Origin of the sequence: Catenulispora sp. MAP12-49 (genome assembly GCF_041262705.1) — a bacterium.
GTDB lineage: Bacteria > Actinomycetota > Actinomycetes > Streptomycetales > Catenulisporaceae > Catenulispora.
In genome coordinates, this window is sequence record NZ_JBGCCP010000066.1 from 1 (window position 1) to 26,196 (window position 26,196).

The following is a 26,196-nucleotide window of genomic DNA, read 5'->3' on the forward strand; positions in this document are numbered from 1 at the left end:
CCACAAGCAGCGTCCGCCGCCTAGCAGCGCGGCCCCCCACTCCCCGGAGCGAGGCCGCTCGCCGCGCAGGCGCCGCCGGAGGCGCCCTTGACTGTCGCCTTTGCCTGTCGTAGTTGCCCTTGACTGTCGCAGTAGACCCGACCACCTACCCACACCACCACCGCCCCGCGAAACCAGCACCACCCCCGACCCGCGCCACCAACGGATCCCGCAAACCATACGCGAAGCCGTAAAAGCCTCAAAAACCGACCACCCAACCGCACCAACACCCCAAGCCACCCCACCCCGACCCACGCACAAGCCACAAGCCACAGGCCCCCAAAAGCCCGGGGCCAGGGCGCCTGGCGACGCCCCAGCCCCGGCTCCGCCCCCGGCACGGGGCGAAGCTCCGCGAAACTCAGCCCTGCTCGGCTCCCGCCGGCACGACGTTCACGTTCAGGTGGAAGATGTTCTCGGGGTCGTACGCCCGCTTCAGTTCCGCCAGGCGGCGGTAGGTCTGGTGCGGGTACACCGCGTCGATGTCCGACGGGAGGATGTCGCTCAGGAAGCCGCTGTAGGCGCCGGACAGGGACGGGGCCAGGGCGGACCAGAACTCCTCGTAGGTGGGCAGGAGCGGCTCGTTGTCCTCCGGGGAGCCGAGCAGGACGCCCATGATCATGGCCTGGGTGGAGCGGTGGGCGAACGCGGTCGCGTCCTCGGCCACCAGGCCCAGGGCGCCGCCGATGCTGCGGATCTCGACGTACAGGTTCGCGAGCTTGGCCTGCTGGGTGAGGATCGTGGCGACCATGTCCTCGGTGACGGCCGGGGCGAAGCGGTTGCGGACGCGGGGGCGCCAGCCCGGGGGGAGTTCGTTGGCGTCGGCCAGGACGTCGCCGTAGTCCATCAGGCGGACCTGGTCGTCCACGACGGTGCCCAGCTTGCGGATCGGGTCGATGGCCAGGCCCGCGGCCGCGTCGTCGTCGCCGGCGTAGCAGACCATGATGGCCAGCGGCGGGGCCTCCTGGCCGAACGTCGGCCAGCACATGGCGGTGCTCGTGAGCTCCTCGGGCGCGGAGTCCATGTACGCCGCCCAGCCGCGCAGGACCGCGGCGGTCTCGTCGGGGGCGAAGGCGATCTGGCCGAAGAAGACCTGCTTGACCGGCTGGGCGATGACGGTGAAGGAGGTCGCCACGCCGAAGTTGCCGCCGCCGCCGCGGATGGCCCAGAACAGGTCCGGGTTCTCCTCGGCGCCGACCGTCAGGATGCGGCCGTCGGCGGTGACCACGGTCGCGGACACCAGGCTGTCCAGGGCCAGGCCGTACTTGCGGGCCATCCAGCCCACGCCGCCGCCGACCAGCAGGCCGCCGACGCCGACGCTGGTGGTGTCGCCGGAGGTGTAGGCCAGGCCGTAGGGCGCCAGCGCCTTGGCGACGTTGGTCCACTGGGCGCCGGCACCGAGGCGGACCACGCGCTCGGACTCGTCCAGCACCTCGACGGTGTCCAGCGGGGACAGGTCCAGGACCAGGCCGCCGACGTTGGTGCTGAAGCCGGCATTGCTGTGGCCGCCGCTGCGGGTGGAGATCTCCAGGCCGTGCTCGACCGCGAAGGCGATCCCCTTGGCCACGTCCTCGTTGGTCTCGGCCCGGACGATCACGGCCGGGTGTCCGGTGTGGGCGAAGATGCCGGAGCGGGCGTCGTAACCGTCGTCCCCCGGCACAAGAACCTCACCGGTGACGGTGGCCCGCAGGGCCTCGACGGCCCCGGGCTCCACGGCGCTGTCCATGGTGGTCTCCCTTTTTTCTGCGCACTGGTTTGTGTCTCTACCGCGTAGTCGGAGCCGAGGCGCCGATCCGGACATGCCCCGCCAGGCCGGTGTCCGCACCCGAGGAGATGCCGGGCCGGCGGCGGCCGTCCATCACCGGGACCCGCCGGCGGCGGCCGTCCGCCGCCGGCCCGGCTCCGCCGGCCTGTCAGCCCTCGGGCAGCTCCAGGAACGGCCGGACCTCGACGGCGGACCACTGCGCGTCCGGGATCATGGCCGCGAGCTCGACGGCCCGCTCCTTGCCCGCCACGTCGAAGACGTAGTAGCCGCCGAAGAACTCCTCGGCCTCGACCAGCGGGCCGTCGGAGGGAACGGTCTTGCCGTCGCGCACCCGCACCACGGTGGTCTGGGCCGGCTCGGCCAGCGGCTGCATGGTGACGAACTCGCCGGACTCGTTGGTGAGGCCGATCAGCTTCTCGTGGGCGGCCCCCACGGCGGCCTGCTGCTCCTCGGTCAGCTCCGCGTTGGCCTTCGGGTTCAGGTGGATCAGCAGCATGTACTTCATGGTTCCGCTCCTCATGATCAGGCGCCCGGCACGGACGCTCTCACCTGGTAGTCGGAGCCGGGACCCGGAAGCGGACACGCATCTCGCATCTCGCATCACACGGAGCGCTTCCAGAAACGCCAAGGTGGCCCGCCTCATCAGAAGCGGGCCACCCGGGTCGGGAAACTACGCGGCTTTCACCGCCTCACATCAGAATCCTGCCAGGCCGTTCGGCGTCCCCCAGCCCGTGGGGCCGTCGTAGCCGGTGACCGCGTTGCACTGGTAGTCGCCGCCGCAGTCCTGGAAGACGCCGTTGGTGCCGCCGACCACGTCGTTCAGGGCGCTGTGGCCGGTGGTGGTGTAGAAGGCCGAGGCGTTCGGGAACTTCTGCGGGTTCCCGGCCAGGCCGATCACGCCGGCGATGAACGGCGAGGAGGCGCTGGTGCCGCCGACGATGCTCCAGCCGGAGGGCAGGCCCTCCAGGTCGGGGGTGTCGGTGACGTAGATCGCCGGGCCGGTGTTGGGGTCGGCGTCGGCGGAGACGTCGGCGACCATGCGTCCGGGGCAGTTGGCGTCGGTCTGCCACGCCGGCTTGTCGACCCACGCCGAGCAGCCGGATCCGGCGCCTTCCCAGGCCGTCTCGGTCCAGCCCCGGGTGGTGTTCGCGGCCTTGGTCAGCGACGTGCCGCCAACCGCGACCACGCTGGTGTACGCGGCCGGGACGCTCGGGATGCCGTAGCCGCTGTCGCCGGAGGAGGCGACGACCGCGACGCCGGGGTGCGTGTAGTCCGCTGCGTAGGCGTTGACGCCGTTGGCCTCCGTGCCTCCGTAGCTGTTGGAGACCTCGGTGGCACCGAGGGCAACGGCCTCGTTGACCGAGGCGCCCAGGTCGTCGAAGGAGGCTGAGTCGCCCTCGACGAGCAGGATCTTGCACTGCGGGCAGGCCGCGGAGACCATGTCCAGGTCGAGGGCTTCCTCCACGCCCCAGCCCTGGTCGGCCGGCAGCGGGGTGGCCGCGCCGTGCTCGTTCACCTTGTGGAAGCAGCCATTCGCGGTCGTACAGGCCGACAGGCCGTAGGTGGAACGGTAGACCGCAAGGTCCGCCTCGGCCGTCGGGTCGTCGCCGGCGTCGACGATCGCGACGGTCTGGTTGGCACCGCCGGTGGTCGGCAGCTTGTAGGCCGATTGCAGGTCCGCCGGGCCGAAGCCGGCCGGAAGGGTGGTCGCGGCTGCCTTCTCGCCGTGCGCCGCGGCGGCTGCGGCGGCCGCTGCGCCCCGGACGCCGGTGCCGCCGTGGACGTCGGTGCGCACCTCGGCGAAGCAGCGGGCCTGGCCGGGGAGGGCCGGGCCGCAGGCGTTCTTGACGTTGCCCGCGGTCTTGCCGTGGCCGGCGGCCGAGGCGACGCCCGCGGTGGCCGTGGCCGTGGCCGTGACCGTCAGCGCGGCCACCAGGGTCGAGGCCGCGGCGACGACCGTCGCCACGCGCAGCCCGCGCCGCGCGGCCGGGCCCGGCCGGCTGGAGGTGTTCGGGTTCATCAGGCTCCTCATGGCGTCAGCCGACGGTGTACGGGTTGGTCACGGTCTGGGTGATCGAGCCGCCGAGGCAGTCGGTGGCGGTGACCCGCAGTTCCACCGGGCTGCCGGCCGACGGGTTCCGCCAGAGCGCGTCGTAGATGCCGTCGGCCCCGTGGGTCGGGACGTTCCGCCACGTCGCACCGTTGTCGAAGGAGACCGACACCTGCGCGGAGTCGATGTGCGCCCGCGAACCGACGGTGCCGTAGGACAGGTGGCCGACGTGCAGCACCAGGTTCTGCACCGGCGCGTGCGAGGTGTTCGAGTCGCTCAGGGCGTTGAGCTGGTAGTTCAGCGTCAGCGCCGGCAGGATCTGGCAGGGCGCGGTCGGGGTGTTGGCGATATCGGCCGGAACGCAGTCGATGCCGGAGGGCAGGGCCAGCGAAGGATCGGTCTCGCCCGAGTACGGGATGGTGACGTCGGTGTGCGTCTTCGAGGACTGCGACACGCCGTCCGGAGTGCGGTCGTAGTCGAACACGGTCCGCACGGTCCCCGGACCCGACACGTTCTGCAGCGTGTAGCCGAAGTGGTTGGTGTCCGAGGAGACCAGCTGGCCGTTCCAGTACAGCTGCGAGGCGCCCGACGCGGTGAAGTCCATGCCGGTGGTGTCCCGGTTGCTGTCCCCGAGCATCCCCAGGGTCACGTTCAGGTTCCCGGCCCCGGAGCAGGCCTGGCAGCCGAGCTCGTCCCCGGTCGGCGTCGCGGAGTGCTGGCCGAAGTTCGGCGCCTCCGGCGCGTAGGCCCAGGTGCGCTGGACGACCTGGCCGGCCCGGTACAGCCCGCCGTCGTTGTCGAGGAAGGCGAAGCTGAAGATCGGATTGGTCGGGTTCGGGACCATCGGCAGGAACATCTCGCTGAACCACTGCAGGCCGCCGGTCACGTATTCGGTGGCCGACTTGCCGGTCGCCGGTATCCCCGACAGGGTCCAGCCTATGGGCGTGGCGAACGCGCTGCCGATGTCCGGCTCGTTGGTTCCGTAGGCGGGGTCGAGGTTGAAGGTGTGCCGCAGCGTGGCCAGCGAGCTGTCGGCCGGGGCGTAGGTCTGGTTCGCCGCGATCTGGTCCGAGGACTCGGCGAGGTTGTACCGATACTGGCTCGCGGCCGTCGCCGGGCTCTCGCCGACGTAGTTCACGACGTAGTCCAGCGAACCGGTCGCGGGCTTGGCCTCGGGGGTGATGTACATGTCCCCGCCGCCGATCAGCGACAGACCGCCGCCGATGCCGTTGGGGTCCACGCGGTCGATCGCCACGTAGCCGCCGACCGAGGTCGAGGGCTTCTGCGTGGTGAAGGTGATCTTGCTGGTCGCGGTGCGTTCGTCGATGGTGGCCACCGGGACGGTGCCCGTGGCCGGCACGCTGATGCCGTCCTGCGAGACGATGTTCGTCCGCGGGGTGGTGCCGTCCGCCTCGAAGGTGAAGTCGAACGCGATCGCGGCGTAGTTCCCGGCCGGGACCGCGACCTTGGCGATGCCGTCCGAGGAGAACAGCTGCTGGTCGAACTCTTTCGCGTTGTCGGTGTTCACCAGGATGATCGGGATCCCCGAGGGCGCGCCGGTGCTGTCCAGGGTGTTCACCTGCAGGATGTGCAGCGGGTAGAACGGCTGGACCGGCGGCACGACTCCGGGCACGGCCATCGACGTCAAGCCGCCGAACAGCGGCGCGGTCCCGGCCTTGTGGCCGGCGGCCAGGTCGGCCTTGATCGAGTCCCGCAGCGCCTGCGCGAACGCCTTGCCCGAATCAGGGGTCAGATACCCGGTGGCACTCTGGCCGCTGACCGAGGTGAACGTGACGCCGGCCGGAGCGGTCGGCGTGACGCCCGCGGCGAAGGTCAGCTGCACCGGGATGTGGGCGCTCGGAGTGCCGGCCGCGGCCAGCTTGGTCACGTCGAACAGCGACAGGTCCAGCGAGCGCCCCACGTACGGCGCCGCCTCCGACGGGATCACGTAGCGGTCCCCGCCGACCTGGACGCTGGCGAACGCGCTGGAGGAGCCGGGGGCCTGGTCGACCGCCAGCCCGGCGTTCGCGCCGGTGCCGACCACGAGCCGGTCGCCCGTGGGCAGGACGACGGCGGCGGCCCGCGCACCGACCGGCGTCGCCGTGGGGGCGGCCGGGGCGGTGCCGGAGGCGGCCGAGGCGGTGGCCCACGCCGCCGTCGGAACTGTGAGAGCGACGGCCGTCAACAGCGTGGCCGCCGCCGAGGTCGTTCGGATCCTGCGAGAAATCACTGTGGTCCCTTCGGAAAATCCGTACAACAGGGTTCGCTCCAGTGATCTACCGGAAACCATGGGTGATGTCAGCCATCTGATTTGACGGACATACGACAGGGGGCTGATGCAACCCCCGAGTCCCCCGCACGCGTCTTGACTATCGACGGACTCGGCGAACGGAGGCGCCTGTGCCCGATACGATGACCTGGTCGAACCGGCTCGGCTCGGACCACCGCCAGACCCTGGCCAACCTGGTGACCGGCCTGACCGACCACGCCAGCGCGCACCGCCTGGGGGTGAGCGAGCGCACCGTCCAGCGCCGTATCAGGGAGCTGATGGACTGGTCGGAATCCGCCAACCGCATGCAGCTCGGGCACCGGGCCGCCCTGATCGCGGTGGCCGATCTGGCCTGCCTGCCGCTGCCGCGCCGCCGCCGCGCCGAGCCGCCGGCGCCGCACACCCCGGACGCGTCCGCGATGCGGCTGCTGCGGCTGCTGCTGGCCGACGCCGCCGCCGACCGGACGCTCAACATGAGCGCCAGCAGCGTCGAGCGCCGCATCAGGGAACTGATGAAGTTGGCCGGCGCGCAGAGCCGGGCGCAGCTGGGGTACCGCGCGACGTGGTGGGGCTGGTTGTAGCCGGTCGGCGCGCAGAACAGAGCCGAGCTCGGATGGCGCGCGTAACGGCGGGGCCGGCTGTAGCCGGGGCCGGCTGTGGGTTGGGCCGGCTGTGGGTTGGGCCGGCTGTGGCGGAGGTGGATTCGGCCGCGATCGGGGAAGGGATCGTGTATGGGCACCGAGCCGGCCAAGCAGCCTGTGCGCGCCGCCGTCATCGGGGCGGGCATCCTCGGGGCGAGCGTGGGCTGGAACCTCGCCCGGCGCGGCGCCGAGGTCGTCCTCGTCGACGCCGGACAGCCCGGCGCGGGCGTCACCGACTGGACCTTCTCGTGGGTCAACGCCAGCAACAAGACCGTGCGCCGGTCCTACTTCGACCTGAACGTCGCGGGCATCGCGGAGTACCGCCGGCTCGCCGAGGCCGTCGGGCCGGAGTCGTGGTGGTATCCCGGCGGTCACCTGCGCTGGACCGACGATCCCGGGTCGGAGGCGAAGTGGCTGGAGATCGCGGATCTGCTGGCCGACTGGGACTACCGGGTCGAGGTCATGACCGGCGATGAGGCACGCCGCCTGGAACCGGCTCTCACCATGCCCGCCCGGACGCCGGTCCTGTTCTATCCGGACGAGGCCTGGGTCCACGGCCGCAGTCTCGTTGAGCGTCTGGTCCGCGGGTGCGTCGATGCGGGCGCCGAGTGCCGGTTCGGTACAGCCGTGATGGCCATCCGCACCGATGGCGATTCAGGCGTCCGGGCCGTCGTTCTGTCCGACGGGAGCAGCCTCGACGTCGATGTCGTCGTGAACGCGGCCGGCCCCGATGCTGCCCGCGTCGCCGGGTTCGTCGGGCGGGACCTGCCGATGCGCCACGAGCCGGGCGCCGTCACCCGGATCGCCTGCGACCGGGTCCCGATCCGGCGCGTCATGCACGCGCCGCACATCGAGATCCGTCCCGACGGAGACACCGCGATGGTCCTGCACAGCCGCGAGATCGACGCGCTGATCGACACCGTCGAGGATCCGGCGGAGCTCGGACGGCTGCTGCACGAATCGGTGCGCCGCGTCCTGCCGGGGCTCGAGGACTCCGGCATCGTGCAGACACGGGTCTCCAACCGGCCCATTCCGGCCGACGGCTTCCCCTCGGTGGGAGCCGTACCGTCCGTCCCCGGCTACTACGAGGCCGTCTCCCACAGCGGCATCACGCTCGGACCGGTGCTCGGCAGGCTGCTCGCCGCGGAGATCCTCGACGGGACGCCGGACGGGATGCTCGCGGACTTCCGCCCGGAGCGTTTCGGAGCTCGGTGAACCCCCGAGGACCACCGAGAACCACGAGGTCCGCCGAGAGCCCCGAGAGCCCCGAGAACCACCTAGAGCCACCGAGAACCGCCGAGGCGAGCAGCCGCCGGACTTCAGATCTCGATGCTCTCGGCCACCACCCGCATCTGGTGCCGGGCCAGCGCCAGGTTCCCGCGGGTCCGGTCGATCGCCAGGTAGAGGAACAGGCCCGAGCCGCTCCGAGAGGTCAGAGGCCTGATTATGTGGTACTGGCGGCCGAGGGTGATGAGGATGTCCTCGATGGTGTCGTTCATCTTGAGCATCTCCATCGTGCGCATCTTGGCCCGCACCACCTCGGTGTTGCCGGCGGCCGCGACGGTCAGATCGAGCTCCTTGGACACGCTGATCTCGCCGAGGGACATGCCGCTGCCGTAGTCGACCAGCGCGGCGCCGATCGCCCCCTCGGTGCGCATGGCTTCCTTCAGCGCGACGTCAATGGTCATCGACATGGAGTACTCCTTCTTCGCTGGGGACTGATTCGCCGCGCGGGCTGAGGGCCTGCGAGCGGGGACCGGGGCGGCAGCCTCATCGCTCCTTTTCCGTGCTGGCACGCTTCACCACCTCCATCGGCGGACCGCCGGACGCGAACCGGGCGGTCTCGGCGTCCACGCGGCGGCGGGACACCTTCACGGGCCACGACCCTGGCACGGACACCGGACGCCGGCGGCGTTCGAACAACAGAGTCCCCAAGGAGTCCCCTTCCACCGAAAAGGCCTCAGACCGGTCGGCGGCGGCACAACGCGTAGGCCTGCGACGACGCGCCGTAGGCGGACTCGGAGCCGGAAGTCACCCAAAGTAGTCGTCCAAACACCTGCGGGATCTTCGTGGTCTGCGATAGGGGTATGCGCTGTGACTCGTCGGGTGCGTTGGGTGACTGACGAGTGGGGCGGAGGATTCGATACTGGTGGTGGGGACGGCGATGGGCACGGCGCTCGCCTTGTGCGGCGCCATGGCCGGCTGGGGTGTCACGGTACTGATCACACGGCGGCGCGTCGCGCTGCTGCGCGTGCGCTGTACGGACGCCGAGGCCGAGAACACACGCTGGCGTCAGGCGCACAGCGGCCGCGCCCGCGAGCCGGCCGAGGACCCGGCCGCGCGCGGCGACAGCGAGCCGGGGCCGGCGGCCGGCGCCGGACCGGACTTCGCCGAGCGCGCCTTCGCGAACATCGGCCGCCGGGTCCAGGCCATCGTGCACAAGCAGCTCGGAGACGTCAGCGAGATGCAGGAGCGGCACGGCGGCAGTCCGGCCGTGTTCGCCGACCTGATGCGCCTGGACCACGCGACGGCCTTGATAGGCCGGTTCGCCGACTCCCTGGTGGTGCTGGCCGGCGAGCGCCCGGGCCGCCAGTGGTCCGAGCCGGTGCCGTTGTTCAGCGTGCTGCGCGGGGCGATGTCCAGGATCGTCGACTACCGGCGGGTGGAGCTCGCCGAGACGCCGAACGTGGAGCTGGCCGGGTCGGCGGTGGAGGCGGTGGTGCACGCTCTGGCCGAACTGCTCGACAACGCGACCCGGTATTCGCCTCCTGATTCGCCGGTGACGCTCACGGCGCGCCGGACCTCCGGCGGGCTGGTGATCGAGGTCGTGGACGCCGGGGTGGGGCTGGCCCCACAGGCGGCCGAACACGTCGCCCGCGTGCTCGCCGATCCCGGTGGGCCCGGGCTGGACCTCGCCGACGTGGCAGGCTCCCCGCGGCTGGGTCTGGCGGTGATAGGGCGGCTCGCGCACACGGTCGGGTTCCAGGCGACCGTGCGGCCGGCGGCGGCCGGCGGGGTGCGGGCGCAGCTGTTCCTGCCTGCGGAACTCGTGCTCACGGGGGCCACCGCGACTCCGGTCGTGCCCCGCGTTCCGGCGCAGACCGGACGTGCGCAGGCGGAGGACGCGCGGACGTCCGACGAGCCGGGAACGCGGGCGAACGGTACGGCCGACGGACGGCCCGGCGGGCTGCCGCAGCGGCGGAGGCGTCCGCCGACGGCGCCGCCGACCGTGGCGCGGGCGGTTCGGGCGCCGGGGCTGGGTTCGGGTTCGGGTCTGGATCCGAATACAGGCGCGGTTGCGAACACAGGTGCGGGTGCGGGTGCGGGTGCGGGTGCGGGTGCGACCGACCGCGGCCCCTTCGACGCGAAATCCGGGCCCGGGCAGTGGCTGGACGCCTTCCGCGGCGACATCGACGAGACCGACGACACCGGCACCCACATCCACACCCATACCGACACCCACACCGACACCGACGACCGAGAGCGAGGTGCGGCGTCGTGATCCGGCCGCAGATGCAGATGGACTGGCTGCTCCAGGGGCTGGTGGACGGCGTTCCGGGGGCCCGCCACGCGCTGGTGCTCACCGCGGACGGGATGCGGCTGGCGCACTACGCGGTCGAGGAGGACGTGGCCGACCGCCTGGCCGCGATCTGCGCGGGCCTGCAGAGCCTGTCGTCGGCGGTGGCGGAGATGTTCCCGGGTGGGGACCAGCGCACGCGGATGATCGTCATCGAGGTCGGCGGCGGGTTCTTCTACGTGATGGCCGCCGGCGAGGGAGCGTTCGTGGCCGTGGTGGCCGACGAGGGTGTGGACGCGGGGCTCATGGGCCGGCAGCTGCGCGATCTGGTGGTGCGGATCGGGGAGCATCTGGCGAGCCCGGCGCGCCGGGAGTGCCGGTGATCTGGTGAGCACCGGATCACCGCCGCCGCGGACGTCGTGGCTGGGTTCCGACCCGGCGCAGCCGCCGCCGCAATCGCCGCCGTCACCACCGCCCCGGCCCCGGCATGCCGCCGCCGACCCGGGTCCGCCGGTCGCGCCCGTTCCCCGCCGGGGCGAGGCCGCGAACCCCGAACCCGTAGCGGCCCCGCCAGCCGCACGGCGCAACACGCTGGAGCGCGTCTACGTCATCACCGGCGGACGCTCCGCCCCAGCTGCCGACCTGGACCTGGTCACGCTGATCGTGGCGGCCGACGCCGCACCTCCCGGGCTGGCGCCGGAGCAGGCCACGATCATGCGGCTGTGCCGCCGTCCGCTGTCGGTCGCGGAGGTGTCGGCCCATGTGCGGCTGCCGTTCAGCGCGACCGCGATCCTCGTCGCGGACCTGCTGACGGCCGGTCTGCTCGTCCAGCGCCGGCCGATCCGGGCCGCCGGCGTCGATCCCGAGTTGCTCCAGAAGGTGATCAATGGTCTCCGGCGCCTCTGACCGCGCCCTCGCCGCCGACTCCCCCGAACCGCCGGGCGCCGCCGACTCCCCCGGCGCGCCCGGCCTGCCGGCGACCACCTCGGTCGCCTTGAAGATCGCGGTGGTCGGCCCGCTGGGCGTGGGCAAGACCACCTTCGTCACCTCGGTGAGCGACATCTCGCCGCTGACCACCGAGGAGCCGATGTCGGGCCCGGTGCCGGACGGCACGCCGGCGACGAAGACCACGACCACCGTCGCCATGGACTTCGGCCGCATCAGCATCGACGAGCACGTGGTCCTCTACCTGTTCGGCACGCCGGGCCAGGAGCGTTTCTGGTTCCTGTGGGACGGCCTGGTGGAAGGGGCGCTGGGCGCGATCGTGCTCGTCGACGTCCGGCGCCTGGAGGAGAGCTTCGACGTCCTGGAACGCCTGGAGGACCGCGGCGTCCCGTTCGTCGTCGCGGCGAACTGCTTCCCCGAGGCGCCGGTCTACCCGGTGGAGGAGCTGCGCGCGGCGATGGACCTGTCGGGCTGGGTGCCCGTCATCCTGTGCGACGCGCGCGAACGCTCCTCCTGCCGGGATGTCCTGCTCGACCTGAGCACCTACCTGTTGGAGCTGGTGCCGAACACGATGCGGTAGTCGCAGTCGCCCTTGCAGGACATGGTCGCCGAGTCGTCGAAGGCGTACGAGTAGGCGTAGGGCTCAGCGTCCTTGTACACCAGCTTGGCGTAGTCGACGGGCCACTTCGCCGGATCGCAGTTCTGGCGGCCGGACCACGAGCCGGTGCAGCAGTAGGCGTCGGTGCCGAACGCCGCGCACGGGGTCGTGCACGCCACGACCTGCCCGGCCGCCTTCACCTGCATGGGGCCCGGGCACACGATCGGCTTGGTGCACGCGCCCTGATAACAGCCGTCCTGGGAGACCGGGTCCGGTCCGACGCGGTGGCTGGTGTTGATGTACATCGGCAGATTCGAGCCGTCGACCAGGCTCACGTCATAGAAGTCCAGACCGTCGAAGGAGTCCAGGGTCAGCTCGGCGAGGGTGGCCGGCGGGGGCGCGGTGCCGCGGCATTGGAACACGCCGCCGCAGTCGCCGCTCAGACAGTGGCCGGTGCCGGAGGCGGAGAAGGAGCAGCCGGTACGGCCCCAGACCCGGCCGCCCCAGCCCTGCGGGACCGCGAACGTGACGCTCTGGCCCGGGTCGAGGCGCCAGCCGGTCTGCGGGATCGGGTGCTGGGCGTTCGGGTTCGTCGCGGCCCAGATGGTCTGGGTGTCGGCGTTCACGATGGTGATCAGGTGCGAGCCGGCGGGGCGGGCGACGGATCCGGAGCTGGACGTGGTGGTGGAGGTGGAGGTGCTGTTCGAGGCGCTGTGCGTCGGCGAGCTTGAGCGCGCCGAAGAGGATGGCGCCGAGGATGGCGCCGAGGATGGCGCCGAGGATGCCGAGGTCGCCGACGAGGAGGAGCCCGGTGGGCTTTGGGCCGCGGACGTCGATGGGGGAACCGATCGCGATGTGCTCTGCGCCGCACCCGACTTCGAGGCCTGAATACCGCCGCTTTGGCCCGTTCCGAACCCGGCGAGCCACAGGACGAGCGCGAGCGCCGCCACGCCGACCAGTCCGCCCGCCACGATCGGCCGGCGGCTTCGGGTTCCGCCGCCCCGGTGTCCGTGCCCGCTCATGGGCTCACTCCCCACGTAATCCGATAGCTGCACTCCCCCGTGCATGTCAGAACACTGGTGGCGTCGTCGTCCACGTAGGAGTACGCGAACGGCTCGGCCTTCTTGAACACCGCCGCGGAGTCGACCGGCCACTTGGTCGGGTCGCACGCGGCGCGGCTCGACCACTGGCCGAGGCAGCACATCTGGTCGCCGCCCAGGGCCAGGCACGAGCTCTTGCACGCGGTGACCGCGCCGCCGCGCACCACTTGGAGCACCGTCGGGCACGAGGCGCTGGCGTCGCGGGTGCAGCCGGCCTTGGTGCAGCCGTCCGGGCTCATCGGGTCCGGGGCGCGGCCGCCGGACTGGTTGACGTACATCGGCAGGTTGTTGCCCTCGACGAGGCTGACGTCGTAGAAGTCCATGCCCTGCCAGGCGTTGAGGTTGAACTCGGCCAGCGTGGAGGGGAACTCGCCCCAGGTGCTGCCGCACTGGAACTTGCCCTGGCAGTCCCCGGACAGGCAGTGGCCGGTGCCGGCGGCGTTGAACGTGCAGCCGGCGCGCGCCCAGACGCGGACGTCCCAGTGGTCGGGGATGCTGATGGTGATGCTGGCGCCCGGGTTCAGGACCCAGCCGGTCGCGGCGACGGGGTGCTTGGGGTCGGCGGCGACGGCGGGCCAAATGGTCTGGGAGAGCTTGTTGACCATGGTGAGGGTTCGGGGGCCGGCGGTGGTGGTGCCCGCGCCAGTGCCGGTGCTGGTGCCGGTCCCAGGTGGCGCGGCGGTGGTCGAGGAAGCAGATGTGCCGGCTTTCGGCGCGCTGGTCGGCGATGCGGTGGTCAGTGGCGTGGCCAATGGCGATCGCGACGGCGACGAGCTCGACTGCTGTGGCGTGGACGGCGATGCGCCGGGCTGTGACGTGTTCGACGCGGCCACGGTCGAGACTGCCGGTCCGGCCGACGGAACCGCGGTCCCGCTGGAACAGGCGGCGGCCGCGACCGCGCAGACCACCGCGGCGCTCAGCGCCAGCAGCCACCGCATCGGTATCTCAGGATGCTTCATACGCCACCCCCATGGGTGTCGGCGAGCCGTTCTGGAACAGCGCGGTACCCGTCTGGGCGCCGGAGGCCGCCAGGCCGAACCACGCGTACCGCTCGACGTAGGGCAGCGAATCGAGCATCGCCGCGGAGGCGGTCACGAAGGCGGCCTGCTGGTTCGGGGCCGGATACTGCGTGCCGCCGGAGAAGGAGATGAGCGCGTACTCGGTGACCCAGATCGGCAGGTGGTAGCGGTCGTGGATGGCTTGGAGGTACGACCGCAGCTGATCGACCGCGGGGCCGGTCCGGAAGTCGGAGCCGTACCAGTGCACGGTGATGAAGTCGACGCGGTAGCCGCGCGCCGCCGCGCCGGCCATGAAGCGGTCGAGCCAGCCGCCGGGCGTGGCCGCGCCGGCGGCGACCGCCGGGCTGCCCAGCCGCAGGCCGGTGGCCTGGAGCCCGGGCCACAGGTCCAGGGCCTGCTCGACGGTCATGTTGGACTGCGAGCCCATGTCGGGCTCGTTGAAGCCCAGCAGGGTGGAGCCCTGGGAGCGCGCGGTGGCCAGGGTCGCGGCATCGGCGTTCTTCGCGCCCCAGATCATCGGGACGAACTCCGGGCCCGCCTTGCCGAGCTGGTCGATGCGGCTCGGCGACCAGTCGTAGTACCAGGAGGCCTTGGAGGCGGTCAGCGCGGTGTCGAGGGCGGGGGCGCCCCAGGCGGCGACGCCCTTTTTCGGCCCTGAACGGGCAGTGGGGGATGCCGGCGGCTTCGGGGCCGGGTGGGAGCTGGAGGTGGCCGGCGATGGGGTCGGCTTCGGGCTCGGGCTGGAAGACGGGCTCGGCGAGGGGGCGGCTGCGGGGGCCGCGCTGGGGGATGTGGTGGTCGTGGCGGCGATCGAGGTGGGTGCCGGGACGGCGCCGGATGTCGAGGAGCCGGCCCACACCGCGGTCGCCGCGACCCCGACCGCGCTGACCGTCACCACCGCGGCGATCACCGCCGGGGCTTTGGCGGGTAAGAAGCCGAGAAGCTTGCCGGAGCCGTGGCCGAGCGCCGACGACCCCGCCGAGCCATGAGCGCCGCCCGCCGAACCGCCGGCATGCCCGTGCCCCTGCCCGAGCCCCATCGCCCCCGGCCCGCCGGCCGCCGTCGCCGCCTTGAACACGGCAGCGGCCAGCGCCGTCGGCACCACCGCCAGCGGCAGTCCGGCCAGCAGCTTCTCCACCGGCACCAGGTCCCGGGAGGGCGCGTCGCAGATCTCGCAGTCCCGCGTGTGGCCCACGAAGCGCTTGCGCCACAAGGCGTTGCGATGTCCATCCCATCTGCTCGTCAGGTCCGACAGGCCCCGGCAGCGCTCCGGCGCGCGCAGCGCCCGCACGACCACGCGGGTCGCCGACAGCTGCTGCTTCAGGCGCTGGATGCGCACGGCGGCCTGGTTCTGCGGCACGCCCAGGGCCTCGGCCAGTTCGGCGCGGTCCAGGCGGCCGTGTTCGGTCAGCCACCACAGGCCCAGCAACTCGCGGTTGCCGTCGTCCAGCCAGCCCGCGGCCTCGGCGACCTCGCGGCGCTGGCCGGTCAGGTCGAGCCTGAGCGCGGTCAGGTCGGCGAAGTCGGCGGCGGGGTCGGGGACGGCCGCGGCCTCGTCCAGTGGCATGGTGCGCTCCTGCACGGCGCGGTGCGCGCGCTGGTGGTCGTGGACCTGCCGGATCGCGACGGCGACCAGCCAGGACCGGAAGGCCGCGGGGTCGCGGACGTCGCCCAGGCCGCGGACGGCGCGGACCATCGTCTCCTGGACCGCGTCGTCGACGTCGGCGTGCGCCCGCAGCGCGAAGCCGATGATGTTGTAGACCAGCGGCAGTGCTTCGGCGAGCAGGTCGCGCAGCGCGTTCTGGTCTCCGCGCTGCGCCGCCCGCACGGTGGCGGCGTCGAATCCGCCCCGCGGTGCTCTCATGCCGGGCCGTCCTCTGTATCGTCTGAATCGTCCTCGGGCGATGCGCCCGGCGGTGATGGTTGTGCGATGACCATATAGAGGAGACCGTGCGGGTCAGACCCGCATAACACGAATTTTGAACGCGCTTGGCTCAGGCTCGATTCGGCGCGTACACCTGGACGTTCCCGGAGTCGACGCGGACCGCGAGCCGGGGCAGCGCGGGCAGCGGCGAGCCGCCGAGCGGACGCGTCAGCGGCGCCCCGGCCGTGGTGAAGGTGGCGCCGTGGCAGGGACAGGCGAGCCGGTCGCGGGGGGTGTCCAGGCGCAGGCGGCAGCCCTGGTGCGTGCAGAACCCGGACACGGCCTGGATACGTCCCGACTCCCGCCGGACGAAGCCCGACACGGCCCCGAGGTCGAACGACAGCACCGCGCCTTCGGGCAGGTCCGCGGCGGCGGCGACGGTCTGCCAGCTGCCGGCGGTCGGCGTCAACTCCTGGCCGCCGTGCTCGGCGGCCGGAGACGCCGAACCGACCAGCGCCGCCTCGACGCCGACGCCCGCGACGACTCCGGTCGCGGTCAGAGCGGTCGCGGTCAGAAAGCGGCGGCGGCCCCGGATGCGGTGCGCCTCCGCGACGGCCGGCGTCGGGGGCGGGGCGTCCTGCTGCTCGGCCAGCCGGCGGCGCAGGTCCTCGACGAACGCCTCGCGCGGGCGCTGCGCGTCGGGGACGGCGGCGGCCAGGTCGATGGCGGCGCGCGCGACGGCGATGTCGTCCTCGGTGGGCGCGAAGGCCGCGGGGCGGCGCCGGCGCAGCAGGCTGTCCACGTAGCGGTCGATCGGGCGCTTCATGACGCTTCCCCTTCCTTGTCCAGTCCCGCGGCTCGGCGCAGGGCGCGGTGTTGCAGCACCTTGGCGTTGGCCACCGACACGCCCAGCTCGGCGGCGGCGGCCTTGATGGAGTACCCCCGCAGGAAGCGCAGGGTCAGGATGGCGCGGTGCCGTTCGGGCAGCCCCGCCAGGATCCTCCCGATCCGATCGTCCGTCTGGCCGCTCCGCTCGTCCTGCGCCGGTCCGGAGGTGAAGTCTTCCAGGCCGGCCTCGCCGACGTCGATCACCGTGACCTGGTGGCCCAGCGTCGAGCGCCAGTGCGTGGCCAGGACGGTGCGCGCCGTGGTGAGCAGGTAGGCCCGCACCTCCCCGACACTGGCCGTGGTCCGCAGCGGGCCGAACGCGGTCAGGAACACCTGGGAGGTCAGGTCCTCGGCGTCGTGGCGGTTGCCGACCTTGGCGTACATGAGCCGGTAGATCCGTTCGACGTTGTCGGCGTAGATCGCCTCCCAGCCGGGATACGCGGCGGTGGGAAGCGTCCTGGGCCCGTCGGCCACGGGGCGCTCGGGCGCCGCCGCGCCCGCGGCCTCACGACGCGGGGCGGGCATGCCGTGTCCCAGAACCCTGACAAGTCGCGCCAGGCGCCTGCTGCTCACACCTCATCGTAGAGGGCCATCTGTATCGACCTCGCACAAACGTCTGTCGGTGCCGGTAGGTCCGGTCTCGCAGACAGATAGGGAGCCGGGTTACACCCGGCCTGCTGTAACCCCGGCGGCTATCGGTCTACGAACACGATCGAGCCGACATCAGGAGTCGAATTCCGATGAATCCCCAAGCCGACCGAAGCCCGGGTGGTCCCGGGCGGTCGCGAACAGCGGCGCTGGTCGCCATGGCCGTGACGACCCTCGCGCTGGCGACCGCCTGCGGCAGTTCGTCGCATCCGGCCGCCGCGGCGAACCCCTCCACCGCGATAGTGCCGGGCAGCGGTCAGTCGCTGGCCGGCTCGCCCGGGGCGACCGCCACGGGGCCGCTCGCCGGTGCCTCGGACATGCCGAGCATGACCGGCATGACCGGCATGACGATGCCCACGGCCACCACCGGCGGCGCACCCGCGGCGCCGGTCGCCGGGAACGCCGTGCAGATCATGAACTTCGCCTTCGCCCCGGCCGCGCTGACGGTGAAGGCGGGGACCACGGTGACCTGGACCAACAAGGACTCCGACGCGCACACGGTCACGAGCCAGGGTTCGGGCGGGCCTTTGGCATCGGCGGCGCTGTCCACCGGCCAGAGCTACTCGTACACGTTCACCAAGCCCGGCACGTACGCCTACCTGTGCACAATCCATCCGTTCATGACCGCGACGGTGACGGTGACCCCATGAGCAACGAGTTCACTCCCGACCTGCCCGACCTGCCCGACCTGCCCGATGGTTCAGAGAACTCGGGCGGCCCGAACGGCATGAGCCGCCGCCAGCTTCTGCGCCACGCCGGCTGGTTCGGCTCCGCCGTCGTCCTCACCGTCGCCGGCGGCGAGGTGGTCAGCCACATCGCCCACGACAAGGACAGCGCCGCGGCGGCCGCGACCGCAGCGGACGCCAACGCGCTGCGCTTCGTGCAGGTCTCCGACAGCCACATCGGGTTCACGGGGCCGGCGAACACCGACGTCACCGCGTCGTTCAGCGAGGCGATCGAGCAGGTCAACACGCTGGGGTTCCGGCCGGACTTCGTCATGCACACCGGCGACCTGACGCACCTGTCCACCGCCGCGCAGTTCGACCAAGTGCGGCAGATGCTCTCCGAGGTGCGCACCGGCCGGGTGTTCACCGTCCCGGGCGAACACGACTCGGTGGGCGACTCCGGGCGCGCGTACCGCCAGGCGTTCGGCGCCGGCACGACCGGGGACGGCTGGTACTCCTTCGACACCCACGGCGTGCACTTCATCGCGCTGGTCAACACCCTGAGTCTGGAGAAGCTCGGCCATCTGGGCACCGACCAGATCGACTTCGTCCGCAAGGACGTCGCGGGCCTGAGCTCGGACACGCCGATCGTGGTCTTCAGCCACATCCCGCTGTTCGCGATGTATCCGGCGTGGGGCTGGAGCACCGACGACGCGCTGCAGGTGCTGGCGCTGCTGCGCAGGTTCGCCTCCGTCACGTGCCTCAACGGGCACGTGCACCAGTTGTTCAGCAAGACCGAGGGCAACGTCACCTTCCACTCGGCGACCACCACGGCCTACCCGCTCCCGGCCCCCGGCAAGGCCCCGGCGCCGACCCCGCAGGTCCTGCCGGCCGGTCAGCTCAAGGGCGCGCTGGGCATCCGGAGCGTGACGTACACCTCCGCCGCCACGCCGTTGGCGATCACGGACACGAGGCTGGCATGAACCGCAGAACCCTGACCGAGGTCGGCTTGCGGATCGCGCTGGCCGCGACGCTGGCCACCAGCGGCTACATCCACGCGCAGCTCTATGTTTCCGGCTACCGGTTCATCCACGTCGTGGGCGTTCTGTTCCTGCTCCAGGCCAGTGCCTCGTTCGCCCTGGCGGCTCTGCTGCTGATCGGCGGCCCGGTCTACATCCGTCTTGCGGCAGCCGGGGCGGCGGCCGGCGCGCTCGGCGGATTCGCCGCGTCGCGGACGGTCGGGGTGTTCGGCTTCACCGAGCGGGGCTGGCAGCCCTCGCCGCAGTCGCTGGTCAGCGTTCTGGTCGAGGTCGCGACGCTGCTTCTGCTGGCGCCGGCGGCCGTCGGGCTGGTCAGGCGGCTGGTGCGGTAGCCGAGGTTCCCTTTGGCGCGAGGAAGGCCCGACTCCGGAGGGGGGAGCCGGGCCTTCTTGCCCCACCTGTTCGGTCTGATCGGCGGATAGTCAGCTCGGCAGCGGCGCGGGCTTGCCGTTCTCCCAATGGTTGCCCGACCACACGTTGCCCGGGCCGTCCGGATTCCACTCGGTCACGTAGCCGTAGCCGTCCTTGAACTTGGTCCAGAAGACGTTGTCCTTCACGACGATGTCGCTGGTCGCCGCCGTCTGGCCGCCGGCGTAGATCGCCCATCCGGCGGTCGCCATGTAGTTGTCCTCGACGGTGACCCCGGACGGCGTGCCGCCGTCGGCCTCGAACAGGCTGATCGCGCTGTTCGTGGTGGTGGTGTCTATCAGGGCATTGTGTTTGATGAGCAAGGACGTTCCGGGATCGGGGGAACCGTCGACCCGGATCATGTCGATCTCGCCGTCGGCGGCGGCGAACCAGTACGGGTCGTGGATGTAGTTGTCCTCGATGTCGCCCTGGCTGGTGTAAACGCCTTTCTTGCTCATCCCATGGATATCGCACCGAAGAACCGTCACCAGACCGCCGTCATTCATCACGGCCTGCCGGAGCTCGGTGTCGGACCTTCCGCCGATCTCACTGTCCTCCACGGTCAGACCGGAATGGCCGACCCATTGGAGAATTCCCCACTGATCGATATCCGAACTCTGCGGCGCCGAGATCCGCACGTTGCGGATGACGACGTTGTCCGCCTCGACCCGGATGTCGCCGACCAGGTCGATGTTCTGCAGGACGGCGCCGTTCTGGGTCACCAGGATCTCGCCCTTCTTGGGCACGAGGCTGGTTCCCGGCTTGACGCCGGTGGTGGCGGCGTTCGGCCAGGCGGTGGGTGGTGACGTCGTGGAACGTGACGGCGAGGACGACGGAGTCGGCGATGCCGACTTGGGTGACGATTTCGGTGACGGCTTCGGTGACGCGGCCGATCTGGACGCCGACGGTGTGCCGGCGGAGCTGATGGCGGGGGTGTTCGGGGCCGTCGGCGTGGCGACGGATCGCGACTGATTCCCAGCCGCGCTCGGCGCTGCGGAATGCGAGCCACAACCGGCTTCCGCAGCCACACAGAAAAGCACGATCGCCACGGCCATGCCGGGCAATAGAGTCCGAGGCACCGCCCGAACGTACCATTGATCAGAGCAGAAGAATCGGGTTTGTCAGAGCCGCCATCCGGCCTTCGGGGTGGCGAATCTCGATACGCACGAACGCCGAATCCGCCGCGCTGGTCTGCCATTGCAGTGAGCTGCTGTGCGTCGGGCCGCTGTGTACAGGCCCGTCTTGGTTGTGGAACGTGACCACGCCCGATGGCACACCGCGCACCTCGACGCGCGCCACCGCCGCTTCCCCGCCGGTCGCCAACCGCTCGCCGATGCCCGCGTGCCGCTCCCCCGCGGACACACTGAAAGTCACCTGCACCGCAGCCGACTCCGCGATCCAGCTTCGGCCTGCGCGGATACCGGCGAGCAGGGCGTCGGCCCTGAAACGGTCGGCGGCCACGACGGTATGAGGGACGGCGATCTGGCCGTCGAGGTGGGTGTCGCTGTTGCCGATCGCCGGGCGCCAGCGGCCTTCGGGCACGTCGGCGGCCAGGCCGGCGGCCCAGTCGGCCAGTGCCGCCTCGTTGTCCGCCTGCCAGGGGACGTCGGAGGTCCAGGGGCCGTTCCAGACCTCGACGGCGTCAAAGCCCTGATGCGGATGCTGGAATGTGCCGGTGGGATAGGGCGCGCAGGGATGCGCCACCACGCATAGGCCGCCGACTCGGTGCACCTCGGCGAGTTCAGCTTCCAGCGCGCCTTCGCCGGCGTCGTAGTCCCAGCCGACCAGTTGTCCCGGCGCCAGGCCGAGCGCGAGCCAGTGGCCGTCCCGGGTGACCACTTCCTGGCCGAGCAGCACCAGCAAGTCCTCGCTGGGATCGTCCGGATCGTCGCCGCCGAGACCGCGCCAGAGCTCGTGCGCCTCGGCCGTGTTGTGCTCGGTGCCCGCGACGAAGTCCAGCCCGGCGGCTCGGGCAGCGGCCACCGCCTGGGCCGGCGTCAACTCGCCGCCGCTGGAGTGCACTGAGTGAACATGGCAGTCGCCTCGGTACCACGCGATGTCCGGCACGGACTGCTTCCTTCCTCAGGCCCTCGGCAACAGTACTGCGGGAGGCAGACCGAGCGCCGCGACCGCGGCCAGCGACACCAGGGTCCCGCCGACGGGGCCGGCGTATTCCGATTCCGGGTCTACCCGGCGGCCTTCCTGCGACGCGAGGTGAGGGTCAGGCCCCAGGCCAGAATCCCGACCATCCACACGAACGGGCCGAGGAACAACGAGAACCAGAGCCCTGAGGAATGGACTTTGAGGAGGACCAGCACCGGCGCGATCGGAGCGAGGATGAGGGTGATCGGCACGCAGACGGCGGTGAACCGGTCGTGTCGCAGAGCCTTGACCACCGTTCCGGGCCGGAGCCAGCGGTCCACGCCGATCCAGATCGCCGGGACCAGCACGGCGATCGCGGCCAGCAGCAGGTAGGACGCCACCGAGGACTGGGCATCGTTGTCCGCGCCGGGTATCGCCAGAGCCGCGCCGGGCAAGACCAGGATCGTCAGGACTCCCGCGCCGGCCGGTGCCCTGAGCAACATCTGCTCGTCGGTCGCCAGGCGCTTCCGGTGGAGCCTCCTCTTCGTGTCCAGCGATTCCCTGAGCGACTGGCCTCTGGCCCGCGCGCGGAACTTGCGCACCGCGATGACGAGCCCGGCCATCGCCGGGAACGCGACCGCTCGACCGATGTCGCCGCCGACGCCCTCGACCCCGAACATCAAGAAGAGCCAGGAGCACGGCCAGGAAATGACCACGGGCAACGAACCGGGCTCGGCCGCGGCCCGCCGCTCGGCGAGGTCCCGCTGATCCACACCCAGGAGTTCGGCCTTGTCGATCTCCACGTGCGCCTTCGCCCGGACCGTGAACCGGCGCGGCCAGACCGCCAGCAGCGCGTCGGCGAGCGCCAGATGCGCCTCGGGCTCGTCGGGGGCCAGCGCGACGGCCCGGCGTCCGGCGGCGACGGCCTCCTGGACCAGGTCCCCTCCGAGCAGGTCGCTCATCCGCTTGCGGCATGCGATCAGGGCACTGATGAGGTCCAGCTGCCGCCGCCAGTCCTCGGGATCGTCCTCGGCCGCCTGCCGCGCGGCCGAGACGGCCTCGTCGAGCCGGTCCACGCCGGCCGCGCAGATCACACGGCGCGCGGCCAGCCCAGCCGCATCCAGGTTGTCGCGCGCGCCGAAATCCCCATTGGCCTTCCAGCCGATCCCCCTGCTCACTCGCACATCGTGTCACCCACACGTCGCGGTGGGAACGCGATCGCGGCACCGCCTGAGACGCTGACACATGTTTTCGACACCCTCGACTATGGAAAGTCTCACCACGAGGCCGTTAGCTGGAGCCATGACACCGACCGAGCAGCTGACCACCATCGTGGCGACGGTCCTGACCGGGCTCGTCGCGGGCACCTACTTCGCGTACGCGACCTCCGTCATGCTCGCCCTGCGCAGGCTCGACGACCGCACGTTCATCGAGGTGATGCAGAAGATCAACATCACCATCCAGAACCCGGCCTTCTTCGCCGCCTTCTTCGGCGCCCCCACCTTCGCGGCCGTCACCGTCGGACTACAGGCGTCGAACGGCGACGCCTCCGGCTGGACCATCGCCGCCCTGGCCCTGAACATCGCCGCCCTGCTGATCACCACGGCGGCGAACATCCCGCTGAACAACGCCCTGGACGCGGCCGGCGAGCCCGCGACGATCGCGGAGCCCGGCAAGGTCCGCGACCGGTTCGAGCGGGCTTGGAACGCGTGGAATGCCACGCGCGGCGTGGCGCTCGTCGCGGCGGTGGTGTGCCTCGGGATAGCGTTGCGGGGGCGGTAGCGAGGGGGTGCAGAGTCGCTCTCGCGTTCACAGCCGAAAGTGCCACCAGGCACAGCTTTCACCGTCACGCGGCGGTCGGGGATCCGGCAACGTTCTCCGCTCGAACTGCGCATCCAAACGGGCTACGAGGGACCGCAGGTCACGCCCCGTCCCCGCGGGCAGCGCACCCAGTACGACCTGCAGCACGTCCCTTGCATAGACGGGGTCACAGCACGGGCACTCATGCCACGGCATGTACAGCAGTCGACCAGGTCTGCGGAGAAAGCCCGCATACGTGGCGACCGCTTCAGCCACTGCTCCCGGCCCCAGCCGGGCGTTCTCCAACCGCTTGACGGCGGCGCACGTTCGTCGGCCGACGCCTTCAATCTGGCTGAACGTCCGCGGCGTGTTCCGCCGCACCTGATGGTCGGCGCGTACCGCGCCCGGCGGCTTACGAGCCATGAGCCTTTCGCATCGATGTCACAGCTCCATCATGCCAGCTTCCCGCTGCCGGGCGCAGGCACCCGATCCCCAGGTCAGCCCTTCCACCGATTCCTTTCCGAGCCACGCCGAGTCTGCCTGGGTGACGGCAGTCGCCGTCGGCGAGTGAGAGGATCGATGATGACGGAATCGAGCGCGGCCCCGGGTGTGGAGTTGAGTGCGGCCTTCGACAGCACGATGGGTATCATGCGGAAGGTCGAGGCGCATGACCTGGGGAAACCTACGCCGTGTGCCTCGTGGGACGTGCGGGGGCTCGTCAATCACGTCATCAGTGCGGCGCGCTGGTGGGCGTCGATGGTGTCCGGTGACAAGGGGCTTGAGGCCGCTGAGGGTGAGGACTATGTCGCCGGTGACTTCGTGGCCGCTTATGAGGAGAGCATCCGGGTCGCGCTCGGTGCTTTCGGGGCGGAGGGGGCGGCGGAGCGGGTGGTGAGTGTGCCCTTCGGTGAGTTCCCGGGTGCGGCTCTGCAGGGGTTCGCGGCCGTCGACCAGTTCGCTCATGGGTGGGACCTGGCGCGGGCGCTCGGGCACGACACCGATCTCGCGCCGGGGTTGGCCTCCGCGCTGCTCGGGTTGGCCGAGGTCTCGATCGACGACTCGTTGCGCGGGCCGGACACCGAGGCCTCGTTCGGGCCGGTGCGCCAGGCTCCGGTCGGCGCTTCTCCGGCGGACCGGTTCGCCGCGTTCCTCGGGCGAGAGGTGTAGGGGCGCGCCTATGGCCGACGCTGACGACGCCGCCGAATTCGCCAGGGAGACAGAGCCGTACCGGCGGGAGCTGTTCGCCCACTGCTACCGCATGCTCGGTTCGGTCTTCGACGCCGAGGATCTCGTGCAGGAGACGTATCTGCGCGCGTGGCGACACTACGACGGGTTCGAGGGCCGTTCGTCGGTGCGCACCTGGCTGCACCAGATCGCCACCAACGGCTGCCTGACCGCGTTGGCCAAGCGGCGCGACGCCGATCGGCGGGTCCTGCCCTCGGGCCTGGGCCCGCCGGAGGACACCGGCACGGCAGCGCTCGAGCCCGATCCGCGACAGCGCTGGCTCCAGCCGGTCCCGGACGCGCTGGTCACCCCCGAGTCCGGCGATCCGGCCTCAGTCGTCGCGGCCCGCGAGGGGGTACGGCTGGCCCTGGTCGCCAGCCTCCAGCACCTGCCGGCGAAGCAGAGGGCTGTCCTGGTCCTGCGCGACGTGCTGGCCTTCCCCGCCACCGAGGTCGCCGACATGCTCCAGACCTCGACAGCGTCGGTGAAGAGCTCGCTACAGCGCGCCCGCGCAACGCTCAAGGAACAGGCGCCGACCCCCGACCACACCGCCGAGCCCACGGCACCCCAGGCCCGAGCCGTCCTCGCGAAGTACATCAAAGCCTTCGAGAACGCCGACGCGGACGCCCTGACCCGCCTACTGCTCCAGGACGCCTCAATCGAGGCGCCACCGATCCGAGCCTGGTTCCAGGGCGTGGAGCACTGCATCCCCGTACTGCGGGACCACGTCCTCGGCGACCCCGGCCTGTGGCGCATGGTCCCGGTCGCCGGCGGCGCCAACGGGCAGCCAGCAGCAGTGGGGTATCTACGCGATGAGGAGGGCGGGTATCAGCCTTACGGCGTCATCGTGCTCGATGTCGTCGGGGACCACGTTCGGCGCATCGTCTCGTTCGGGGATCCGAGGCTGGTCGCGGTTTTCGAGCGTTGCGGAGGGGTGTAGGGGGCTCGGGCTCGGGCTCGGGCTGGGGCTGGGGCTCGGGATGCTGGCGGGTGCGGTTTGTTCGTGGGTGACAGTCAAGGGCGTTTTCTGACGGCTTCGCGCGGGTTGAAGAAGGATCCGCTGGTGGCGCAGTTCGGATGAGCGACTCTTTTCGCGCTGGCGGGTGGCGGTGTGGGCAGGTGGTGCTGTCTACTGCGCCTCCGGCGGCGCCTGCGCGGCGAGCGTCCTCGGCTCGGAGGGATCACCAGACCCCGCGCTGGTGGCGGTCCGAGTGCTGGTCGCCTCTGTCTCGGTTCCCTCGTCGCTGTCGTCGCCGTAAACGGAACCATTCCGGCCTGGCGGCATCAAGTCGGATTGCTGTTGCTGTGGTCGATTTTCGTCCGACTTGATACCGCCAGTCCGGAATGGTTGGCAGAGCCCGCCGACAGCGACGAGGGAACCGAGACAACCCCACCTGTATGGGAAACAGGATCCACGTGTCATACCGGGGTCGGCTATGAAAGACCGACCTGCGTGTAACACGTGGATCCCGCATCCCACAGAGGGCTCTTTGTTCCGGGTCCCCCGCCGCGTCGGCGGGCGTAGCCAAGCTGGCCGGGCCGCAATGCCGCGTAGTTAAGGGTTTGGCGGTGTCGTCAAATGCGGCTGTGAGCAGCTGTTTTATATAGTGAACGAGACCTCTGATACACCGGTTCTT

General features: G+C 71.1%; 27 protein-coding genes. 14 read left to right on the plus strand and 13 right to left on the minus strand.

What is annotated here, in order from left to right; translation table 11 throughout:
• Positions 1–397 precede the first annotated feature (397 nt).
• The 4 genes from ABIA35_RS48005 to ABIA35_RS48020 all read right to left on the minus strand — a co-directional run bounded on the left by ABIA35_RS48005 (position 398) and on the right by ABIA35_RS48020 (position 6,081).
• Complete coding sequence (locus tag ABIA35_RS48005; RefSeq protein ID WP_370341561.1) at positions 398–1,762, minus strand: FAD-binding oxidoreductase; 1,365 nt, start codon at positions 1,760–1,762, stop codon at positions 398–400.
• Positions 1,763–1,949: 187 nt separating this feature from the next.
• Complete coding sequence (locus tag ABIA35_RS48010; protein ID WP_370341563.1) at positions 1,950–2,306, minus strand: YciI family protein; 357 nt, start codon at positions 2,304–2,306, stop codon at positions 1,950–1,952.
• Positions 2,307–2,495: 189 nt separating this feature from the next.
• On the minus strand, positions 2,496–3,833 hold the full coding sequence (locus ABIA35_RS48015; RefSeq protein WP_370362466.1) for a peptidase S8: 1,338 nt from the start codon (positions 3,831–3,833) through the stop codon (positions 2,496–2,498).
• A 4-nt stretch (positions 3,834–3,837) separates the two neighbouring features.
• A complete protein-coding gene (locus ABIA35_RS48020; protein ID WP_370362467.1) occupies positions 3,838–6,081 on the minus strand; it encodes a hypothetical protein in 2,244 nt (747 codons plus the stop codon).
• 170 nt (positions 6,082–6,251) lie between these two features.
• Between ABIA35_RS48020 and ABIA35_RS48025 the strand changes: the two genes are divergently transcribed.
• Both ABIA35_RS48025 and ABIA35_RS48030 read left to right on the plus strand, forming a co-directional pair.
• The gene (locus tag ABIA35_RS48025; protein WP_370341568.1) at positions 6,252–6,701 is read left to right on the plus strand and encodes a hypothetical protein; all 450 of its coding nucleotides are present in this window, start codon (positions 6,252–6,254) and stop codon (positions 6,699–6,701) included.
• A 150-nt stretch (positions 6,702–6,851) separates the two neighbouring features.
• On the plus strand, positions 6,852–7,976 hold the full coding sequence (locus ABIA35_RS48030; RefSeq protein WP_370362468.1) for an NAD(P)/FAD-dependent oxidoreductase: 1,125 nt from the start codon (positions 6,852–6,854) through the stop codon (positions 7,974–7,976).
• 104 nt (positions 7,977–8,080) lie between these two features.
• On the opposite strand, the gene ABIA35_RS48035 is transcribed toward ABIA35_RS48030, so the two are convergent.
• Positions 8,081–8,455, minus strand: a complete 375-nt coding sequence (locus ABIA35_RS48035; RefSeq protein ID WP_370341570.1) for a hypothetical protein — start codon at positions 8,453–8,455, stop codon at positions 8,081–8,083.
• A gap of 455 nt (positions 8,456–8,910) precedes the next feature.
• Here ABIA35_RS48035 and ABIA35_RS48040 point away from each other — a divergent pair, with 455 nt between their 5' ends.
• From ABIA35_RS48040 to ABIA35_RS48055, 4 genes are read left to right on the plus strand one after another with little or no spacing between them, the layout of a single operon-like run.
• On the plus strand, positions 8,911–10,263 hold the full coding sequence (locus ABIA35_RS48040) for a sensor histidine kinase (protein WP_370362469.1): 1,353 nt from the start codon (positions 8,911–8,913) through the stop codon (positions 10,261–10,263).
• Entirely contained in the window at positions 10,260–10,661 is a 402-nt protein-coding gene (locus tag ABIA35_RS48045) for a roadblock/LC7 domain-containing protein (RefSeq protein ID WP_370341573.1), read from the plus strand. Before ABIA35_RS48040 ends, ABIA35_RS48045 begins: the two co-directional genes overlap by 4 nt.
• A gap of 4 nt (positions 10,662–10,665) precedes the next feature.
• The gene (locus tag ABIA35_RS48050; RefSeq protein WP_370341574.1) at positions 10,666–11,184 is read left to right on the plus strand and encodes a DUF742 domain-containing protein; all 519 of its coding nucleotides are present in this window, start codon (positions 10,666–10,668) and stop codon (positions 11,182–11,184) included.
• On the plus strand, positions 11,165–11,803 hold the full coding sequence (locus ABIA35_RS48055; protein ID WP_370341575.1) for an ATP/GTP-binding protein: 639 nt from the start codon (positions 11,165–11,167) through the stop codon (positions 11,801–11,803). Before ABIA35_RS48050 ends, ABIA35_RS48055 begins: the two co-directional genes overlap by 20 nt.
• Here the strand turns inward: ABIA35_RS48055 and ABIA35_RS48060 are convergent.
• Entirely contained in the window at positions 11,767–12,447 is a 681-nt protein-coding gene (locus tag ABIA35_RS48060; protein ID WP_370341576.1) for a thaumatin family protein, read from the minus strand. The two genes, ABIA35_RS48055 and ABIA35_RS48060, sit on opposite strands and share 37 nt — an antisense overlap.
• Here ABIA35_RS48060 and ABIA35_RS48065 point away from each other — a divergent pair.
• Positions 12,434–12,709 (plus strand): hypothetical protein, encoded by a 276-nt coding sequence (locus tag ABIA35_RS48065; RefSeq protein ID WP_370362470.1) that lies wholly within the window; start codon positions 12,434–12,436, stop codon positions 12,707–12,709. The genes ABIA35_RS48060 and ABIA35_RS48065 overlap by 14 nt on opposite strands.
• A 130-nt stretch (positions 12,710–12,839) precedes the next feature.
• On the opposite strand, the gene ABIA35_RS48070 is transcribed toward ABIA35_RS48065, so the two are convergent.
• The 4 genes from ABIA35_RS48070 to ABIA35_RS48085 all read right to left on the minus strand — a co-directional run bounded on the left by ABIA35_RS48070 (position 12,840) and on the right by ABIA35_RS48085 (position 17,217).
• Positions 12,840–13,880: a thaumatin family protein gene (locus tag ABIA35_RS48070; protein WP_370341579.1), complete on the minus strand. Its 1,041-nt coding sequence runs from the start codon at positions 13,878–13,880 to the stop codon at positions 12,840–12,842.
• Positions 13,867–15,804 (minus strand): sigma-70 family RNA polymerase sigma factor, encoded by a 1,938-nt coding sequence (locus ABIA35_RS48075; RefSeq protein WP_370362471.1) that lies wholly within the window; start codon positions 15,802–15,804, stop codon positions 13,867–13,869. The genes ABIA35_RS48070 and ABIA35_RS48075 overlap by 14 nt, the downstream gene beginning before the upstream one ends.
• 130 nt (positions 15,805–15,934) lie before the next feature.
• Positions 15,935–16,630: a Rieske (2Fe-2S) protein gene (locus ABIA35_RS48080; protein ID WP_370362472.1), complete on the minus strand. Its 696-nt coding sequence runs from the start codon at positions 16,628–16,630 to the stop codon at positions 15,935–15,937.
• On the minus strand, positions 16,627–17,217 hold the full coding sequence (locus ABIA35_RS48085; RefSeq protein WP_370341856.1) for an RNA polymerase sigma factor: 591 nt from the start codon (positions 17,215–17,217) through the stop codon (positions 16,627–16,629). The genes ABIA35_RS48080 and ABIA35_RS48085 overlap by 4 nt, the downstream gene beginning before the upstream one ends.
• A 281-nt stretch (positions 17,218–17,498) precedes the next feature.
• Here ABIA35_RS48085 and ABIA35_RS48090 point away from each other — a divergent pair, with 281 nt between their 5' ends.
• The 3 genes from ABIA35_RS48090 to ABIA35_RS48100 all read left to right on the plus strand — a co-directional run bounded on the left by ABIA35_RS48090 (position 17,499) and on the right by ABIA35_RS48100 (position 19,377).
• Positions 17,499–17,990 (plus strand): plastocyanin/azurin family copper-binding protein, encoded by a 492-nt coding sequence (locus ABIA35_RS48090; RefSeq protein ID WP_370341583.1) that lies wholly within the window; start codon positions 17,499–17,501, stop codon positions 17,988–17,990.
• Positions 17,991–18,067: 77 nt separating this feature from the next.
• Positions 18,068–18,988, plus strand: a complete 921-nt coding sequence (locus ABIA35_RS48095; protein ID WP_370341858.1) for a metallophosphoesterase — start codon at positions 18,068–18,070, stop codon at positions 18,986–18,988.
• Positions 18,985–19,377, plus strand: coding sequence for a hypothetical protein (locus ABIA35_RS48100; RefSeq protein ID WP_370362473.1), 393 nt, complete (start codon positions 18,985–18,987; stop codon positions 19,375–19,377). Before ABIA35_RS48095 ends, ABIA35_RS48100 begins: the two co-directional genes overlap by 4 nt.
• Before the next feature lie 90 nt (positions 19,378–19,467).
• Here ABIA35_RS48100 and ABIA35_RS48105 read toward each other — a convergent pair whose 3' ends face one another.
• The gene (locus ABIA35_RS48105) at positions 19,468–20,199 is read right to left on the minus strand and encodes a hypothetical protein (RefSeq protein ID WP_370362474.1); all 732 of its coding nucleotides are present in this window, start codon (positions 20,197–20,199) and stop codon (positions 19,468–19,470) included.
• Here ABIA35_RS48105 and ABIA35_RS48110 point away from each other — a divergent pair.
• Positions 20,192–20,425 (plus strand): hypothetical protein, encoded by a 234-nt coding sequence (locus tag ABIA35_RS48110; RefSeq protein WP_370341586.1) that lies wholly within the window; start codon positions 20,192–20,194, stop codon positions 20,423–20,425. The two genes, ABIA35_RS48105 and ABIA35_RS48110, sit on opposite strands and share 8 nt — an antisense overlap.
• 126 nt (positions 20,426–20,551) lie before the next feature.
• On the opposite strand, the gene ABIA35_RS48115 is transcribed toward ABIA35_RS48110, so the two are convergent.
• A complete protein-coding gene (locus ABIA35_RS48115; protein WP_370362475.1) occupies positions 20,552–21,520 on the minus strand; it encodes a CehA/McbA family metallohydrolase in 969 nt (322 codons plus the stop codon).
• Positions 21,521–21,639: 119 nt separating this feature from the next.
• A complete protein-coding gene (locus ABIA35_RS48120) occupies positions 21,640–22,713 on the minus strand; it encodes a hypothetical protein (RefSeq protein ID WP_370362476.1) in 1,074 nt (357 codons plus the stop codon).
• Between the two features lie 124 nt (positions 22,714–22,837).
• On the opposite strand from ABIA35_RS48120, the gene ABIA35_RS48125 reads away from it, so the two are divergent.
• From ABIA35_RS48125 to ABIA35_RS48135, 3 genes are all read left to right on the plus strand, one after another.
• Positions 22,838–23,317 carry a DUF1772 domain-containing protein gene (locus ABIA35_RS48125; protein WP_370362477.1) on the plus strand — a complete coding sequence of 160 codons (480 nt, stop codon included), beginning with the start codon at positions 22,838–22,840 and terminating at the stop codon, positions 23,315–23,317.
• A gap of 597 nt (positions 23,318–23,914) precedes the next feature.
• Positions 23,915–24,502 (plus strand): TIGR03086 family metal-binding protein, encoded by a 588-nt coding sequence (locus tag ABIA35_RS48130; protein WP_370362478.1) that lies wholly within the window; start codon positions 23,915–23,917, stop codon positions 24,500–24,502.
• 10 nt (positions 24,503–24,512) lie between these two features.
• Entirely contained in the window at positions 24,513–25,499 is a 987-nt protein-coding gene (locus tag ABIA35_RS48135) for a sigma-70 family RNA polymerase sigma factor (protein WP_370362479.1), read from the plus strand.
• The last annotated feature ends 697 nt before the right edge of the window (positions 25,500–26,196 follow it).

What these genes read in the sequence shown, in the direction of transcription:
- ABIA35_RS48030 (WP_370362468.1), top strand. Translation starts at nt 6,852, where the DNA reads ATGGGCACCGAGCCGGCCAAGCAGCCTGTGCGCGCCGCCGTCATCGGG.
- ABIA35_RS48080 (WP_370362472.1), bottom strand. Translation starts at nt 16,630, where the DNA reads ATGAAGCGCCCGATCGACCGCTACGTGGACAGCCTGCTGCGCCGGCGC.
- ABIA35_RS48055 (WP_370341575.1), top strand. Translation starts at nt 11,165, where the DNA reads ATGGTCTCCGGCGCCTCTGACCGCGCCCTCGCCGCCGACTCCCCCGAA.
- ABIA35_RS48035 (WP_370341570.1), bottom strand. Translation starts at nt 8,455, where the DNA reads ATGTCGATGACCATTGACGTCGCGCTGAAGGAAGCCATGCGCACCGAG.
- ABIA35_RS48075 (WP_370362471.1), bottom strand. Translation starts at nt 15,804, where the DNA reads ATGAGAGCACCGCGGGGCGGATTCGACGCCGCCACCGTGCGGGCGGCG.
- ABIA35_RS48005 (WP_370341561.1), bottom strand. Translation starts at nt 1,762, where the DNA reads ATGGACAGCGCCGTGGAGCCCGGGGCCGTCGAGGCCCTGCGGGCCACC.
- ABIA35_RS48130 (WP_370362478.1), top strand. Translation starts at nt 23,915, where the DNA reads ATGATGACGGAATCGAGCGCGGCCCCGGGTGTGGAGTTGAGTGCGGCC.
- ABIA35_RS48135 (WP_370362479.1), top strand. Translation starts at nt 24,513, where the DNA reads ATGGCCGACGCTGACGACGCCGCCGAATTCGCCAGGGAGACAGAGCCG.
- ABIA35_RS48015 (WP_370362466.1), bottom strand. Translation starts at nt 3,833, where the DNA reads ATGAGGAGCCTGATGAACCCGAACACCTCCAGCCGGCCGGGCCCGGCC.
- ABIA35_RS48100 (WP_370362473.1), top strand. Translation starts at nt 18,985, where the DNA reads ATGAACCGCAGAACCCTGACCGAGGTCGGCTTGCGGATCGCGCTGGCC.
- ABIA35_RS48070 (WP_370341579.1), bottom strand. Translation starts at nt 13,880, where the DNA reads ATGAAGCATCCTGAGATACCGATGCGGTGGCTGCTGGCGCTGAGCGCC.
- ABIA35_RS48125 (WP_370362477.1), top strand. Translation starts at nt 22,838, where the DNA reads ATGACACCGACCGAGCAGCTGACCACCATCGTGGCGACGGTCCTGACC.
- ABIA35_RS48010 (WP_370341563.1), bottom strand. Translation starts at nt 2,306, where the DNA reads ATGAAGTACATGCTGCTGATCCACCTGAACCCGAAGGCCAACGCGGAG.
- ABIA35_RS48090 (WP_370341583.1), top strand. Translation starts at nt 17,499, where the DNA reads ATGGCCGTGACGACCCTCGCGCTGGCGACCGCCTGCGGCAGTTCGTCG.
- ABIA35_RS48095 (WP_370341858.1), top strand. Translation starts at nt 18,068, where the DNA reads ATGAGCCGCCGCCAGCTTCTGCGCCACGCCGGCTGGTTCGGCTCCGCC.
- ABIA35_RS48085 (WP_370341856.1), bottom strand. Translation starts at nt 17,217, where the DNA reads ATGCCCGCCCCGCGTCGTGAGGCCGCGGGCGCGGCGGCGCCCGAGCGC.